The following is a 15,192-nucleotide window of genomic DNA, read 5'->3' as shown; positions in this document are numbered from 1 at the left end:
TTTGGCTCGAGCTTGTGCTTGTGTATGCTCCGCCGACGTTTCGGGCTCTACATTATAAGAATACTGCCTATGACACTTAACCCCGACCCGTCCGGGCCCTTCATGGCGCCGGGGGGCATCCGCCAGCATTACGCCGTCGAGATGGCAGTGGAGCGTACGCGCCTGCTGTATCAGGGCTCGCTGCTGCCGACCCTTTTCATGCTGCTCAACGGTCTGGTGTGCACCTGGTTGCTCTGGAGTCCGGCGCGCTATCTGTTGCTCAGCGTGTGGATGGTCTGGCTGCTGGCCCTGGTGGCCTTGCGGGTGATCCAGGTGGCGGCGTTCGACTCGGCGATTCCCAGTCGCCAGGCGCAGCCCATCTGGCAGCGCATGTTTCTTCTGGGGTCGGCGGTCAGTGGCCTGACCCTGGCCTGCGCCGGCATCGCCCTGGTGCCCACCGACAGCTTTTTGCAGCAGGCCTGGGTTTTCGGCCTGATCGGCGCGGCGATTCTTTCCGCCAGCGTGGCCTACGCGGTCAGCCTGCAGGCCTTTCTTTCCTTCACATTGCCCTGCCTGTTGCCGGCCATCGCCTATCTGTTCTGGGGCGGAGACGATCAGCAGCGCGGCTGGGGCTGGCTTGGGCTGATTCTCCTGGTATCCCTGAGCGTGGTGGCCTGGCAGGTCAACCGCCTGATTCAGCGAGGCCTGTTGCGGCGCTTTCAGAATCAGGCGCTGATCGAGCATCTGCAGGATGCCCAGAGCCGCGGCAGCCAGCTCAACCGCGAGCTGGCCCGTGAGATCGAACAGCGCCGACGGGCCGAAGAACAATTGCGTGAAGCCCAGGCGGGACTGGAGCAGCGGGTGGCCCAGCGCAGCCTGGAACTGGACCAGGCCAACCAGGCCCTGAGCAAGAGCGAGGCGCGCCTGGCCCTGGCCCTGAATGCCAGCGAGCTGGGACTTTGGGACTGGAACCTGCAGACCGACGAAATCCATCACACCCAGATCAAGGAACTGTTTGGCCTGGAACCCGAAGACGTCACCGCGATGCTCAGCCATCTCAAGCCGCGCCTGCACCCCGAGGATTTGCCGCTGCTCAAACGTGCCCTGGTGGAGCATCTCAAGGGCCGCAGCGAGGATTACCAGGTGGAGTACCGGGTGCGTCATGGCGATGGCCATTGGGTGTGGATCGAGGACCGGGGCAGGGCGGTGGAGCGTAGTCCTGGTGGAAGGGTGTTGCGCATGGTGGGCACGCGGCGGGATATCAGCGCCGACAAGGAAGTGGAGGTGCAGCGCAATCTGGCGGCGACAGTGTTCGAGGCGGCCAGTGAAGGCATCGTCATCCTCGACCCCGAGTACGCCCTGATCGCTGCCAATCAGGCCTTCAGCCAGGTCACGGGCTATCAGATCGAGGACATGCTCGGGCGCAATGTGGTGGAACTGTCCTGTAGCCGCGATGCCCGCCGGCATTACCCGTTGATTCATCAGGCCCTGGAGCAACACGGCAGTTGGCAGGGCGAGCTGGTGGAGACCCGCAAGAACGGCGAGCTCTATCCGCAATGGCTGCAATTGAATGTCGTGCGGGATAAACGAGGGAAAATCCGCCACATCGTGGGCTTCTTCGCCGATCTATCGGCTCGGCGCGAGTCCGAGGAGCGCATGCGCTACCTCACTCACTACGATGAACTCACCGGGCTGGCCAACCGTTCCCTGTTTCGCGAGCGCCTGGGCGAGGCCCACCAACGGGTACGCCAGGGCGGCCGCAGCCTGGCCTTGCTGCACATCAATCTGGATCGCTTCAAGTTGCTCAACGACAGCCTCGGCCATGAAGTGGCCGACCAGTTGCTGCAGAAGATGTCCAGACGACTGGTCAATGCCCTGCCGGAGGCCGACACCATCGCCCGGCTGTCCGGGGATGAGTTCGCTGTGTTGTTCGACGCCTACGGCAGCCTGTCGAGCCTGACGCGGGTGGCGACCCGGCTGCTGAGCAAGCTGCGCCTGCCGATCACCGTCGATGGCCATGAATTGGTGGTCAGCGCCTCCATGGGCATCAGCATGCTGCCGGACAGCGCCCGGGAGATTGCGGCTTTGGTCAGTCAGGCGAACATGGCCATGGCCCACGCCAAGCACCTGGGCGGCAACAACTTCCAGTTCTACACCGAGAGCCTGCAGGCCAGCACTCTGGAGCGTCTGCAACTGGAGAACCAGCTGCGCAAGGCCATCGAAGAAGGCCAGTTGATGGTGTTCTACCAACCCAAGCTGTGCCTGGCCACGGGCCGGCTGAATGCTGCCGAAGCCCTGGTGCGCTGGGATCACCCGACCATGGGCCGGGTGCCGCCGGGGGACTTCATCGGCCTGGCGGAAGAGACCGGGCTGATCGGGCCCATCGGCGAATTTGTGTTGCGTCAGGCCTGCCGCCAAGCCTGCGACTGGCAGCGCCAGGGGCTGGAGCCGATTCGGGTGTCGGTCAACCTGTCGGTGTATCAACTGCGCCAAGGCAAGCTGGTGAGCCTGGTGCGCCAGGTATTGGAAGAAACCGGCCTGGAGCCGCATTTCCTCGAGCTGGAACTGACTGAAAGCCAGCTCCTGGACAGCGTCGAGCACATCATCGCGACCTTCCAGCAACTGCGTGATCTGGGAGTGAAGCTGGCCATCGATGACTTCGGCACGGGTTACTCGTCCCTGAGCTACCTCAAGCGCATTCCGGTGGACTACGTGAAGATCGACCAGGCCTTTATCCGTGGCCTTGCCGAAGGTGGCGAGGATGCGGCGATTACCCGGGCAATCATTGCCATGGCGCACGGGCTGTCGCTGAAAGTGGTGGCCGAGGGGGTCGAGGACCCGGCGCAGTTGACCTTCCTGCGGGCCGAACACTGCGATGAAGTGCAGGGCTACCTGATCAGTCGTCCGGTGAATGCCGAAGCGCTCGCGCAGCTGTTGCAGGCCCAGTCTCGCTAGTGGGCGGCGACGCCAGCCACAACGGCTACATAAGTCGTACCCGGCTGAAAATGGGGGGCAGGCCGGCAAATTGATGATGCATTGAACAGGCAAAAAGACGATTCCTGTAGTATAACTACAAGCTTGCTACATCCCCGGCGTCAGCCAATAACAATGAGTCCAGCCCTTTGAACCTGTTGCAGCACATCGCCCAGTCACGTCATTTGTTACGCAAATCGGAACTCAAGGTCGCCGATCACGTGCTCCTTGATCCTGCGGCCGTGATGCACAGTTCCATGGCGGACCTGGCCCACAGCGTGGGCATCAGCGAACCGACCATCGTGCGTTTCTGCCGGGCCATCGGTTGCTCCGGTTTTCAGGACCTGAAGCTCAAGTTGGCTCAGAGCCTCGCCGCCGGTGCCAGCTTTGGCCAGTTCGCGATCCATGAAGACGATTCTGTCGCTGACTACAGCCTGAAGATCTTCGACACCACCCTGCACACCCTGATGGAAGTGCGCGAGAAGCTCGATCCGGTGGCCCTGCAGCAGGCGGTGACTGCCATGTCCCAGGCCCAGCGCGTGGAGTTCTACGGCTTTGGCGCGTCTGGCGCGGTGGCGGCGGATGCCCAGCACAAGTTCTTTCGCCTGCTGCTGACTGCGGCGGCCTATTCCGACCCGCACATGCAGGCGATGTCGGCGGTGACCTTGAAGCCTACCGACGTGGCCATCTGTATTTCTCAGTCCGGGCGCTCCAAAGACCTGCTGATCACCGCCAACCTGGTGCGTGAAAGCGGCGCCTCGCTGATCACCCTGTGCCCGAGCCAGACGCCGTTGGCCGAGCTGTCCACGGTCAACCTGGCCATCGATGTCCACGAAGACACCGAGATCTACACCCCGCTGACCTCGCGTATCGCCCACCTGGTGGTGATCGACGTGCTGGCCATGGGCGTGGCCATGGCCCGCGGGCCGAGCCTGGTGAACCACCTCAAGAGCGTCAAGCGCAGCCTTCGCAGCCTGCGTCTGTCGCCCAAGTCGGTCAAAGCCCTGGACGACTGATTCCTGGAGAGGGGCGAATGTTCATCGTCCTGTAACCGACCCGCCGCCAAACCGTAACCGCCGACGTCCATCGTGAAGCTTCCGTACTCGCATTGGGAGACTCGAAATGGCCCGGCCTTACGAAGAGAGCAACAGCGCAGTCAAGACCCGTCGTCAGCAGGAAGACCAGCGCCGCATGGAATTTCGTCGTGCGATCGAACACCGCTTCGAGCTGCGTCAGTTGCAGCAGCAAATCAACGATTACCCCGAGCTTGAGGCCGTCAATTACTGGCAGGCGGCACCCGCGGCTTCCCGTCGAAGCGTTCAACCAGCCCGCTGATCTGCACGCGTTCGCTGCGGATGAATCCCAGGAACGCATGCGCTACCGGTGACAGGCGTTTGGCTTTGGCCTGCACCAGGCACCAGCTGCGAAGCAATGGCAGCTCTTCGACCGGCAACTCGATCAAGCCGCCGGTCGCCAACTCAAGGTTCAGGGCGTGGCGCGTCAGCAAGGCCACGCCCAGACCCGCCCGCACGCACTCGCGCTGAGCTTCCGCCGACGACACTTCGAGGATCTGGGTGAAGTGCACGCGCTTCTCCTTGAAGTACTCCTCGCAGGCCAGGCGGGTGCCCGAGCCGGGCTCGCGCAGCACCAGGGTGTAGGGCTCCAGGTCCTGCAGGCGCAGCGGACCCATGTGGCTCAGGGGATGATCCGGCGGCGCCACGGCGACGATGGGGTTGTTGAGGAAGGGCAGGAACTCCAGCTCCATGTCCTGGGGCACCATGGACATGATCACCAGGTCATCGCGGTTGTCCGAGAGGCGGCGGATCACCTGGGAGCGGTTGACCACCGTCAGTTGCAGGTGGACTTCCGGATGCTGGCGCTTGAAGGCGGCGAACAGGTGCGGGACGAAGTATTTGGCGCTGGATTCCACCGCCAGCTTGAGCTGGCCCTGCAGTGAGCCCTGCATGTCCGAGAGCTGCATGTCGAGGTTTTCCAGGCGCCCGAAGATGTCCCGGCTGGCCCGTTGCAGGGCCTCGGCGGCTTCGGTCATGTAGAGCTTCTTGCCGACGTAATCGAACAGCGGCTGGCCGATCAGCTCCTCCAACTGACGGATCTGCAGGCTGACCGCGGGCTGGGTGAGATTCATTTCATCGGCGGCGCGGCTGTAGGAGCGTAGATCGCAGACTTCATTGAAAATCTGCAACTGACGTAATGTCAGTCTCATCAAGGACTTACGCATTTTTCAGTGCTCGCGCCAAGGGCTGGTAGCACAACTATAAGTCTTTACTTATGCCCAACCCAATAATTATTGATTTTTGTTAATCCCTCTGCAGAGCTAGTGTGACGCGGCGACTGACTTGAAACATTTGGTCACGCGCCGACTCGGTCTAGCGGGTCGTTTGTTTCAACGGCTCAAGGGAACCTCCAAGTGATAAAAAAGATCCTGATCGCCAACCGTGGTGAGATCGCCGTACGAATCGTGCGTGCCTGCGCCGAGATGGGCATCCGTTCGGTAGCGATCTTCTCCGACGCTGATCGCCATGCCCTGCATGTAAAGCGTGCGGATGAGGCCCACAGCATTGGCGCCGAGCCGCTGGCCGGCTACCTGAACCCCCGCAAGCTGGTGAACCTGGCGGTGGAAACCGGCTGTGATGCCTTGCATCCCGGCTATGGTTTTCTTTCGGAAAACGCCGAACTGGCGGACATCTGCGCCGAACGTGGCATCAAATTCATCGGCCCGTCGGCGGAAGTCATCCGCCGCATGGGCGACAAGACTGAAGCCCGTCGCAGCATGATCAAGGCCGGCGTGCCGGTGACCCCGGGTACCGAAGGCAACGTCGCGGATATCCATGAAGCCCTGACTGAAGGCGACCGCATCGGCTACCCGGTGATGCTCAAGGCCACCTCCGGTGGTGGCGGCCGCGGCATTCGTCGCTGCAACAGCCGTGAAGAGCTGGAGCAGGCGTTCCCCCGAGTGATTTCCGAAGCCACCAAGGCGTTCGGTTCGGCGGAAGTGTTCCTGGAAAAATGCATCGTCAATCCCAAGCACATCGAAGCGCAGATCCTCGGCGACAGCTTTGGCAACGTGGTGCACCTGTTCGAGCGCGACTGCTCGATCCAGCGCCGTAACCAGAAGCTCATCGAGATCGCCCCGAGCCCGCAGTTGACCCCGGAACAGCGCGCCTACATCGGCGACCTGTCGGTGCGCGCGGCCAAGGCCGTGGGCTACGAGAACGCCGGCACCGTGGAGTTCCTGCTCGCCGAGGGCGAGGTGTACTTCATGGAGATGAACACCCGGGTGCAGGTGGAGCACACCATCACCGAGGAGATCACCGGCATCGACATCGTTCGCGAGCAGATCCGCATCGCCTCGGGCCTGCCACTGTCGGTGAAGCAGGAAGACATCCACCACCGTGGTTTTGCCCTGCAGTTCCGGATCAACGCCGAGGACCCGAAGAACAACTTCCTGCCCAGCTTCGGCAAGATCACCCGTTACTACGCCCCTGGCGGACCCGGCGTGCGCACCGACACGGCGATCTACACCGGCTACACCATTCCGCCGTTCTATGACTCCATGTGCCTGAAGCTGGTGGTCTGGGCGCTGACCTGGGAAGAGGCGATGGACCGTGGCCTGCGCGCCCTCGACGACATGCGTCTGCAAGGGGTCAAGACCACCGCCGCCTACTACCAGGAAATCCTGCGTAACCCGGAATTCCGTAGCGGTCAGTTCAATACCAGCTTCGTTGAAAGCCATCCGGAACTGACCAACTACTCGATCAAGCGCAAACCCGAAGAGCTGGCCCTGGCCATCGCCGCCGCCATCGCCGCCCACGCAGGCCTGTGAGGAATAAAACAATGTCCAAGAAGATTCATGTAACCGACACCATCCTGCGCGACGCCCACCAATCGCTGCTGGCGACTCGCATGCGCACCGAAGACATGCTGCCGATCTGCGACAAGCTCGACAAAGTCGGCTACTGGTCCCTGGAAGTCTGGGGCGGCGCGACCTTCGACGCCTGCGTGCGCTTCCTCAAGGAAGACCCCTGGGAGCGCCTGCGCCAATTGCGCGCGGCGCTGCCCAACACCCGTCTGCAGATGCTCCTGCGTGGCCAGAACCTGCTGGGCTACCGCCACTACAGCGACGACGTGGTCAAAGCCTTCGTGGCCAAGGCCGCGGTCAATGGCATCGACGTGTTCCGCATCTTCGACGCCATGAACGACGTGCGTAACCTGCGGGTCGCCATCGAGGCGGTGAAGGCCGCCGGCAAGCACGCCCAGGGCACCATCGCCTACACCACCAGCCCGGTGCACACCATCGAGGCCTTCGTGGCCCAGGCCAAGCAGATGGAAGCCATGGGCTGCGACTCCATCGCCATCAAGGACATGGCCGGCCTGCTGACCCCTTACGCCACCGGCGAGCTGGTCAAGGCGCTGAAGGCCGAGCTGTCGCTGCCGGTGTTCATCCACTCCCACGACACCGCCGGCCTGGCTGCCATGTGCCAGCTCAAGGCCATCGAGAACGGCGCCGACCATATCGACACCGCCATCTCCAGCTTCGCCTGGGGCACCAGCCACCCGGGCACCGAGTCCATGGTCGCGGCCCTTAAAGGCAGCGAGTTCGACACCGGCCTGGACCTGGAGCTGCTGCAAGAGATCGGCCTGTACTTCTACGCCGTGCGCAAGAAGTACCACCAGTTCGAAAGCGAATTCACCGCGGTCGATACCCGGGTGCAAGTCAACCAGGTGCCGGGCGGGATGATTTCCAACCTGGCCAACCAGTTGAAAGAGCAGGGCGCGCTGAACCGCATGGGCGAAGTGCTGGCCGAGATCCCGCGGGTGCGTCACGACCTGGGCTACCCGCCGCTGGTGACCCCGACCTCGCAGATCGTCGGCACCCAGGCGTTCTTCAACGTCCTGGCCGGCGAGCGCTACAAGACCATCACCAACGAAGTGAAGCTCTACCTGCAGGGCGGCTACGGCAAGGCCCCGGGTCAGGTGGACGAAAACCTGCGGCGCCAGGCCATCGGCAGCGAGGACGTGATCGATGTGCGTCCGGCCGACCTGCTGAAACCGGAAATGACCAAGCTGCGCGGCGAAATCGGTGCCCTGGCGCATTCCGAGGAAGACGTGCTGACCTACGCCATGTTCCCGGACATCGGGCGCAAGTTCCTCGAAGAGCGTGAGGCCGGCACCCTGGTTCCGGAAGCGTTGCTGCCGATCCCTGAAGCCGGTGGCGTCAGCAGGCCGGGCGGTGAAGGCGTGCCTACCGAGTTCGTCATCGATGTCCACGGCGAAACCTACCGCGTCGACATCACTGGCGTCGGGGTCAAGGCCGAAGGCAAGCGCCACTTCTACCTGTCCATCGACGGCATGCCGGAAGAAGTGGTGTTCGAGCCACTCAACGAGTTCGTCGGCGGCGGCACCAGCAAGCGCAAACAGGCCAGCGCCCCGGGCCATGTCAGCACCACCATGCCGGGCAACATCGTCGATGTGCTGGTCAAGGAAGGCGACGTGGTCAAGGAAGGTCAGGCGGTGCTGATCACCGAGGCCATGAAGATGGAAACCGAAGTCCAGGCGGCCGTCGCCGGCAAGGTCGTAGCGATCCACGTGGCCAAGGGCGACCGGGTCAACCCGGGCGAAATCCTCATCGAAATCGAGGGCTGAGTTCAGGCCCTCATCTGCAACGGTTTACCTCGGGGGAGCTACGGCTCCCCTTTTTTTGGCTTTTTTTTGAAGTGTCATTTAATGCATTTTATGCAGCCAATAGTTCATTGAAATGTATTTAGATGCACTTATTGGCTCGGAGGCTTGGAATAACTGCAATATAATGCACGGATGATTGAGGCGGAGTCTCTATACACGTGCAGCAAATGACAGGTACCCCAATGCTCCGGCTGACGTTGCAGCTCTACGGCGCAGGGGCGTGGACCGATGCCATGACCCTGAGTTTCGACAACCCCGAAGCGGGCTTTGCCAGCCCTTGCAGCTTTGGTTATGTCCCGCAGTATCTGGTGGACAACCTGGACGCGGTTGCCAGCCCGCTGAGCCGCTCGGTCAGTGCACAGATACCTCTGGGCTGGGAGCCCTGGCGAGAAGACCGGGCGCCGGCCTTTCTTTATGACCTGATCGCAACGCCGGCGACGCGCGGCTTTTTGCTGCGGCAGATCGGCCATGAGCGGCCCGATGGCATGGGCAGCGAGTTGTTCCTCCTGGCCCGAAGCACTGCGGCGCCCATTGGCCATCTGCGGATCAAGGAGTCCCTGGCAGGGCTGCACAGGCGTCCGGCCCTGGGCTTCACCCGGGAGCAGGTGGTGACCCTGGATAACCGTTTTCTGGAATACGCCCATGAGCAGGCGGCGGCTTTTGGTGGCACGGCGAGCATCGGCGACGAAGCGCCCAAGCTGTTGCTGACGGAAAACCGCGAGGGCTTGTTGTACCCCGATGCGTTGCTCGATGACGCTTGTGCAGCGCGTCACTGGTGGGTGAAGTTCCCCCGTAACCCGGCTTCGCCGACTGCCTGCGACATCCTCAGAAGCGAGTTCCATTACTACCGGGCGCTGCAGCAGCTGGGTATCGAGACCTTCCCGGCGCCTGGGCTGGCGCTGGAAGAGGGGCGGCGGCCAAGCCTGTGGATGCAGCGTTTTGACCGTCGGCTAACGCCCGCCGGAGTCGAGCGTCTGGCGGTGGAGTCGATCTATTCCCTGGCCGCTCTGGTGGGCCATGGCCAGGGCATGCGCCATACCGAGGTCCTGGGGATTCTCGCCGAACTGTGGCGCGCCACCGGCCAGGAGGCGTCGATCCCTGAACTGGTGGCGGACTACCTGCGGCGCGACCTGCTCAACAGGATTCTCGGCAACACGGACAATCATGGCCGCACGCTTGCGGTGGTTCGCACGGATACAGAGGTGCGCCTGGCCCCGATCCATGACCTGGCGCCCAAGGTCATGGATGACCAGGGGATTGCCCGCACCACCAAATGGCCCGGACGCATGGAAGTAGCCGGTGACGTCGACTGGCGCCTGGTGTGTGCCAGCCTCAAGCCGCTGCTCGATCCAGAGGCCGCCCTGACGCGACTGCGCGCAGATGCCGAACAGCTGCGGGCCCTGCCGGACCTGTTGAGTGCCGGCGGCCTGCCCGAAGCCACCTTCAATCATCCGCGCATTCACCTGCGCCACCTGGACCGACGCCTGCAGGAGTGGGGATTGCGATGACCATGACGCTGGAAGAACGCGGGGCCTTGATCGACCACATCCAGCAGGAGCTGGCGGGCGGTCGCTTGTCCCTTGGCGACGCGGTCAAGCGCCTGCGCACTGAAGTCACAGGGCTGCATCAGAGCCAGTTCGCCAGGATGTGCCGGATTTCCCTGCGCACCCTGATCCACATCGAACACGGTGACGGCAACCCGACCCTCAAGTCATTGAACGCGGTGTTCAAGCCGTTCGGCTTGCAGATGGGGGTGGTGAAGGTGCAGAAGACCAGCCGCGCCCGTTCGTTGCTCGATGAACTTGAGCACTCGGCAAGAAGCCCGGTTATTCCCGGGCCTTCGACGCTTGCCTGAGCCTTAGCCGCGTTTGGCGTAGCCCTTGCCGTAATGCTTTTCCATCCGTGCCTGGATCAGTTCCAGGCCGATGGACAGCAGCCAGTAGATCAGCGCCGCGGTGCTGAGCATCTCGATGTAGCGGTAGCTGGAGCGGCCGTAGGACTGGGCCAGGAACATCACTTCCCAGACCCCCATCACCGAGATCAGCGACGAGTCCTTGAGCATCGAGATGAACTGGTTGGTGGCCGGCGGAATGATGGTGCGCATGGCCTGGGGCAGGGTCACCTGCCAGAAGATCACGCTGTCGCTCATGCCCAGGGCCAGGGCCGCCTGGCGTTGGCCGTGGGGCACGCCAAGGATGCCGGCACGGAAAATCTCGCTGAGGTAGGCGCCGTAGTTCAGCGACAGGGCGATGATCCCGGCGGTAATGGCGCCCGGCACCACCCCCAGTTGCGGCAGGCCGAGGTAGATCAGCAGGATCTGGATCAGCAACGGCGTACCGCGAAAGAACGAGGCATAGAAGCTGGCGATGCCGAAGGCCACGGCGCTGGAAGACAGGCGCGCCAGGGCGGTGACAAAGCCCAGCAGCGACGAGGCGACGATGGAGCAGGCGCAGAGGAACAGGGTCAGCGCCGCGCCCTGGAGAAAGCCGCTGGGGGACAGGTGCAGGCCCAGCAGGTTCGGCAGCTTGTCGAGGATGATCGAGAACTTCAGGTCGAAGCTCAGGAAGAAGCTGGCGAACAGCACCAGCAGCGCCGCCCAGGTCAGGTACAGACGAGTGCGAAAGCCCAGCAGACGCTTGAGCAGCGGTTCAGCCACCGGTTGCGGTGGCTGAGGCGGTGGCGTGTAGGCAGTCATTGGCTGATATCGGCGCCGATCCATTTCTGCGACAGCTTGCTCAGGGTGCCGTCTTGCTTCAGCTGGGCGAAGACCTCACGCACCTTGGCGTTCCACTGGGCATCGCCTTTCTCGATGGCCACCGAGTTGGGCTCGGCGTACAGCGCCTCGCCGGCGAGCTTGAAGCGCGCATCCTGGGTCAGCCGTGGCTGGGCGGTGACCAGGTTGGTGAGGATCGCATCCAGGCGCACGCCCGGTCCCAGGCCGAGGTCCTGGAAGGCCACGTTGTCGGTGTCGTAGGGGGCGATCTGTACGTTCTCGAAGGGATATTGCAGGTGGGTGTCTTCAGCGCCTTCGATCACCAGGCTCTTGTTCAGGTAGCTCTCGTAGCTGGAGGCGGCGGTCAGGCCGACCTTCTTGTCGCTCAGGTCCTTGGCGCTATGGATACGATCATCCTTGGCGTTGACCACAATCACCGCCGGCGAGGCGTAGTACTGCACCGGGAAGTCGAAGACTTCGGCGCGAGCCTTGCTCGGGGTCATGGAGCAGATGCAGATGTCGTAGCGTCCGCTCCAGCGTCCCGCGGCGATCACATCCCAGGACGGGGTTTCCAGGCGCAGCTTGACCCCGAGCTTGTCGGCCACGGCCTTGGCCACGTCGACATCGAAGCCGTCCAGCTGGTTCTGGTCATTGAGGAACGAGAAGGGCGGGTAGCTTTCCATCAGCACCCCGACCAGCTCCTTTTTCTGCTCGATACGCTCCAGGGTGGCGCCGGCGAAGGCTTGGGAAGAGGCGGTAAGCAGGGTCAGGCCGAGGGCCAGCAGCGGTTTGAAATTCATCGGAATCCTGACTGAAAAAGAGTTGTTATTAACCGAATGGTGCGTATTTAATAGTTATAAGAACGACTCCGGTAGTGAGTTATTTTCATAAGCATATGAGTAAAAAGCATATGGGCGCAGGTAGCACGGTAATTCTGGATGGCGGTATGGGTCGTGAGTTGCAGCGCCGTGGTGCGCCGTTCCGGCAGCCCGAGTGGTCAGCCCTGGCGTTGAGCGAGGACCCCCAGGCGGTGGAGGCGGTGCATGCGGCCTATATCGCCAGCGGTTCCAACGTGATCACCAGCAACAGCTACGCCGTGGTGCCGTTCCACATCGGTGAAGAGCGTTTTGCCGCCGAAGGCCAGGCCCTGGCGGCCCTGGCCGGTGAGCTGGCGCGCCGCGCAGTAGAGGCCTCCGGCAAGCCGGTGCGAGTGGCGGGTTCGTTGCCGCCGCTATTTGGCTCCTATCGCCCGGACCTGTTCGATGCGTCCCGGGTCGAGGAAGTGCTGAGCCCGCTGGTTAAAGGGCTGGCGCCTTTCGTGGACCTGTGGCTCGCAGAAACCCAAAGCTCGATCGCCGAGGCGCGGGCCATCCACGCCGGACTGCCCAAGGATGGCAAGCCGTTCTGGCTGTCCTTCACCCTCAAGGACGAAGAGGTCGATGAAGTGCCACGCCTGCGTTCCGGCGAGCCGGTGACTGAAGCGGCGGCGGTGGCGGCGCAGTTGGGCGTGCAGACCCTGCTGTTCAACTGCAGCCAGCCGGAGGTGATTGGTGCGGCAGTGGATGCCGCTCGCGAGACCTTCGAGCGCCTGGGGGTGCAGATCCATATCGGCGTGTACGCCAACGCCTTCCCGCCGCAGCCCGAGGATGCCACCGCCAACGACGGCCTGTGCCCCCTGCGCGAAGACCTGGACCCGCCGGGTTATCTGCAATGGGTGGCGGACTGGCACCAGCGCGGTGCCAGCCATGTCGGCGGGTGCTGCGGCATTGGGCCGGAGCATATTGCGGTGCTGGCGCAGAAGCTGGGCTGACCCCTGTAGCCGCTGCCGCAGGCTGCGCCAAGGTCCGCAGGACCTTCCGAGGCCTTCAACGGCGGCGCCCGCTGCGTCGGATGCCGCCCAGCCCGTTCGCAGCCTGCGGCAGCGGCTACAGGTCTTCTACCAGGCCGGGCTCACCGCCCCCTTGTAGGCGCCGGCTTGCCGGCGAAAACCACGGTTACCCGCGACACTCCGCCAGCGACTTGAGCTGCCCCGCGCCGCTCTGGTTCTCATCGCTGAGCCATTGTTCGAACCCTTTGGCAATCACCGGCCATTCCCCGTCCAGGATCGAGAACCACGCGGTATCGCGGTTCTGCCCCTTGGCCACCATGTGCTGGCGAAACACCCCCTCGAAGCTGAAACCCAAACGCTCGGCGGCATAGCGCGAGCGGGCGTTGTCGTTGTTGCACTTCCACTCCAGGCGTCGGTAGCCCAGGGCGAAAGCTTCCTTGGCCAGCAGGTACACCGCCTCGGTGCTCTTGGGCGAGCGCTGCATCGGTGCGCCGAAGGTGACGTGGCCGATCTCGATGCGGCCCTGGGCCGGGACGATGGACATCAGGCTGATCAGGCCCTGGGCCTGGCCACTGGCGCGGTCGATCACGGTGAAGAAATACGGATCGCTGGCCAGGGCATGATTGCCGAGCCAGGCATCGAACGCCGCACGCTCGGGGAAGGGGCCATAAGGCAGGTAGTTCCACAGCACGGGGTCGGCGCCGGGGCCTTGCAGCACCTGGAACAGCTCGTCGCCATGGCGCGCCGGGTCGAGCCTTTGCAAACGGATGAAGCGCCCTTCAAGCAGGGTGGCCGAAGGGGCGGGGACGCCTTTCCAATCGGCGAGAGAAGTCGACATGCAGTGGCTCCTTGCGGGTTCAGAGGGGTTTGCGGAACTGGATAAAGCCCGGGCGCTCGGCGATGCGCTCGTAGAGCTGGATGGCCGTGGCATTGGTTTCGTGGGTCAGCCAATGCACCTTGGCGCAGCCGTCCTGTTTCGCCTGGGCGTAGACGAACTCGATCAGCTGGCGGCCGACGCCGGTGCCGCGCTGGTCCGGGGTCACCAGCAGGTCTTGCAGGTAGCAGGCGTTCTCGATGCTCCAGTTGGAGCGGTGGTAGATGAAATGCACCAGGCCCACGGCGCGCTCGCCGTCCCAGGCCAGGGCCGCGTGGGTCGGTTCGCGGGCATCGAGGAAGCGCTGCCAGGTGCTCTGGGTCACGGCGTCCGCCAGTTCGGTTTCGTAGAAGCGCAGGTAGGCCTGCCACAACGGCAGCCAGGCGGCGTGGTCGGCGGTGGTAACCGGGCGGATCTGGATCTGGCTCATGAAAGCTCCTTTATTGTTCTGGGCGGGCACTCAGCCCATCAGTTGCGACAGGTGTTGGTCACGCGGGTCGGCGCTGGCCGCCAGACCGTCGCGGACCCCGGCGATATCTTCGGCATTGCGGTTCTGGCTGAGCTTGCGCTTGCCCTCCAGGCGCTGGATCGGCAGGGCGAAACCGACAATCGCTTTGAGCATGCCGTCGATGTAGTCGGCCGGGGCATCGGCCACCTTCCACGGCTGCGGGCGACCGGCCTCGTGACGCTCGGTCAGGCCCTCGACCACCTGCAGCAGCCGCTGCGGGTCGGTGAAGACCTCCGGCTGGCCATAGGCGTGCACCGCCACGTAGTTCCAGGTGGGCACCACTTTGCCGTGTTCGGCCTTGCTCGGATAGAACGAAGGGCTGATATAGGCATCCTCGCCCATGAAGATCAGCAACGCTTCGGCGCCACTGGCGAGCTCGGCGCACTGTGGGTTGGCCTTGGCCAAGTGTCCGTAGAGGGTGCCATAGGCCCCCTGTTCGGGGTCCAGCAGCAGTGGTACGTGGCTAGCCTGCAGGCCCAGGGCGCCCCAGGTCACCAGGGTCGCCAGGCGGCTGTGTTGGATCACGCCCTGCAGGCGGGGGAGGTCTTCATCGACGAAAGCGCGCGGTAGGTACATGGAAAAAATCCTTGGCGAGTGGCTGCATCCTAGGCAGG

At 63.4% G+C, this 15,192-nt stretch carries 13 protein-coding genes and 1 pseudogene; 8 read left to right on the top strand and 6 right to left on the bottom strand.

Going from position 1 to position 15,192, the window contains the following annotated elements:
• The first annotated feature begins 69 nt into the window (after window positions 1-69).
• The 3 genes from DWF74_RS15555 to DWF74_RS30675 all read left to right on the top strand — a co-directional run bounded on the left by DWF74_RS15555 (window position 70) and on the right by DWF74_RS30675 (window position 4,287).
• A complete protein-coding gene (locus DWF74_RS15555) occupies window positions 70-2,934 on the top strand; it encodes an EAL domain-containing protein (RefSeq protein ID WP_115581252.1) in 2,865 nt (954 codons plus the stop codon).
• 167 nt (window positions 2,935-3,101) lie between these two features.
• The gene (gene hexR, locus DWF74_RS15550; protein ID WP_011064325.1) at window positions 3,102-3,968 is read left to right on the top strand and encodes a transcriptional regulator HexR; all 867 of its coding nucleotides are present in this window, start codon (window positions 3,102-3,104) and stop codon (window positions 3,966-3,968) included.
• Window positions 3,969-4,074: 106 nt separating this feature from the next.
• Window positions 4,075-4,287 (top strand): PA3496 family putative envelope integrity protein, encoded by a 213-nt coding sequence (locus DWF74_RS30675; protein WP_081002137.1) that lies wholly within the window; start codon window positions 4,075-4,077, stop codon window positions 4,285-4,287.
• Here DWF74_RS30675 and DWF74_RS15540 read toward each other — a convergent pair.
• The gene (locus tag DWF74_RS15540; RefSeq protein WP_102862367.1) at window positions 4,229-5,191 is read right to left on the bottom strand and encodes a LysR family transcriptional regulator; all 963 of its coding nucleotides are present in this window, start codon (window positions 5,189-5,191) and stop codon (window positions 4,229-4,231) included. The genes DWF74_RS30675 and DWF74_RS15540 overlap by 59 nt on opposite strands.
• 189 nt (window positions 5,192-5,380) lie before the next feature.
• Between DWF74_RS15540 and DWF74_RS15535 the strand changes: the two genes are divergently transcribed.
• The 4 genes and pseudogenes from DWF74_RS15535 to DWF74_RS15520 form a co-directional block, all read left to right on the top strand.
• Window positions 5,381-6,796 (top strand): acetyl-CoA carboxylase biotin carboxylase subunit, encoded by a 1,416-nt coding sequence (locus DWF74_RS15535; RefSeq protein WP_025131542.1) that lies wholly within the window; start codon window positions 5,381-5,383, stop codon window positions 6,794-6,796.
• Window positions 6,797-6,807: 11 nt separating this feature from the next.
• Complete coding sequence (gene oadA, locus DWF74_RS15530) at window positions 6,808-8,616, top strand: sodium-extruding oxaloacetate decarboxylase subunit alpha (protein WP_115581251.1); 1,809 nt, start codon at window positions 6,808-6,810, stop codon at window positions 8,614-8,616.
• A gap of 272 nt (window positions 8,617-8,888) precedes the next feature.
• Window positions 8,889-10,163, top strand: a complete 1,275-nt coding sequence (locus DWF74_RS15525; RefSeq protein WP_115582445.1) for a type II toxin-antitoxin system HipA family toxin — start codon at window positions 8,889-8,891, stop codon at window positions 10,161-10,163.
• Window positions 10,160-10,426 (top strand): annotated as a pseudogene (locus DWF74_RS15520) (helix-turn-helix domain-containing protein); the annotation flags it as partial. The gene DWF74_RS15525 and the pseudogene DWF74_RS15520, both read left to right, overlap by 4 nt.
• An 87-nt stretch (window positions 10,427-10,513) precedes the next feature.
• Here DWF74_RS15520 and DWF74_RS15515 read toward each other — a convergent pair.
• Both DWF74_RS15515 and DWF74_RS15510 read right to left on the bottom strand, forming a co-directional pair.
• On the bottom strand, window positions 10,514-11,350 hold the full coding sequence (locus DWF74_RS15515; protein ID WP_102862364.1) for an amino acid ABC transporter permease: 837 nt from the start codon (window positions 11,348-11,350) through the stop codon (window positions 10,514-10,516).
• Entirely contained in the window at window positions 11,347-12,168 is an 822-nt protein-coding gene (locus tag DWF74_RS15510; protein ID WP_102862363.1) for an ABC transporter substrate-binding protein, read from the bottom strand. The genes DWF74_RS15515 and DWF74_RS15510 overlap by 4 nt, the downstream gene beginning before the upstream one ends.
• Window positions 12,169-12,278: 110 nt before the next feature.
• Here DWF74_RS15510 and DWF74_RS15505 point away from each other — a divergent pair, with 110 nt between their 5' ends.
• The gene (locus tag DWF74_RS15505; protein ID WP_102862362.1) at window positions 12,279-13,178 is read left to right on the top strand and encodes a homocysteine S-methyltransferase family protein; all 900 of its coding nucleotides are present in this window, start codon (window positions 12,279-12,281) and stop codon (window positions 13,176-13,178) included.
• A gap of 184 nt (window positions 13,179-13,362) precedes the next feature.
• Here DWF74_RS15505 and DWF74_RS15500 read toward each other — a convergent pair whose 3' ends face one another.
• The 3 genes from DWF74_RS15500 to DWF74_RS15490 are packed head-to-tail and all read right to left on the bottom strand — an operon-like array spanning window position 13,363 to window position 15,154.
• On the bottom strand, window positions 13,363-14,034 hold the full coding sequence (locus DWF74_RS15500) for a GNAT family N-acetyltransferase (protein ID WP_115581249.1): 672 nt from the start codon (window positions 14,032-14,034) through the stop codon (window positions 13,363-13,365).
• 19 nt (window positions 14,035-14,053) lie between these two features.
• Window positions 14,054-14,500: a GNAT family N-acetyltransferase gene (locus tag DWF74_RS15495; RefSeq protein WP_102862360.1), complete on the bottom strand. Its 447-nt coding sequence runs from the start codon at window positions 14,498-14,500 to the stop codon at window positions 14,054-14,056.
• A gap of 30 nt (window positions 14,501-14,530) precedes the next feature.
• The gene (locus DWF74_RS15490; protein ID WP_115581248.1) at window positions 14,531-15,154 is read right to left on the bottom strand and encodes an FMN-binding negative transcriptional regulator; all 624 of its coding nucleotides are present in this window, start codon (window positions 15,152-15,154) and stop codon (window positions 14,531-14,533) included.
• Between the last annotated feature and the right edge of the window lie 38 nt (window positions 15,155-15,192).

The sequence above is a fragment of the Pseudomonas protegens genome (genome assembly GCF_003363755.1).
In the GTDB taxonomy this organism is placed as follows: Bacteria; Pseudomonadota; Gammaproteobacteria; order Pseudomonadales; family Pseudomonadaceae; genus Aquipseudomonas; species Aquipseudomonas danubii.
This window is presented reverse-complemented; position numbering and strand designations above follow the sequence as displayed.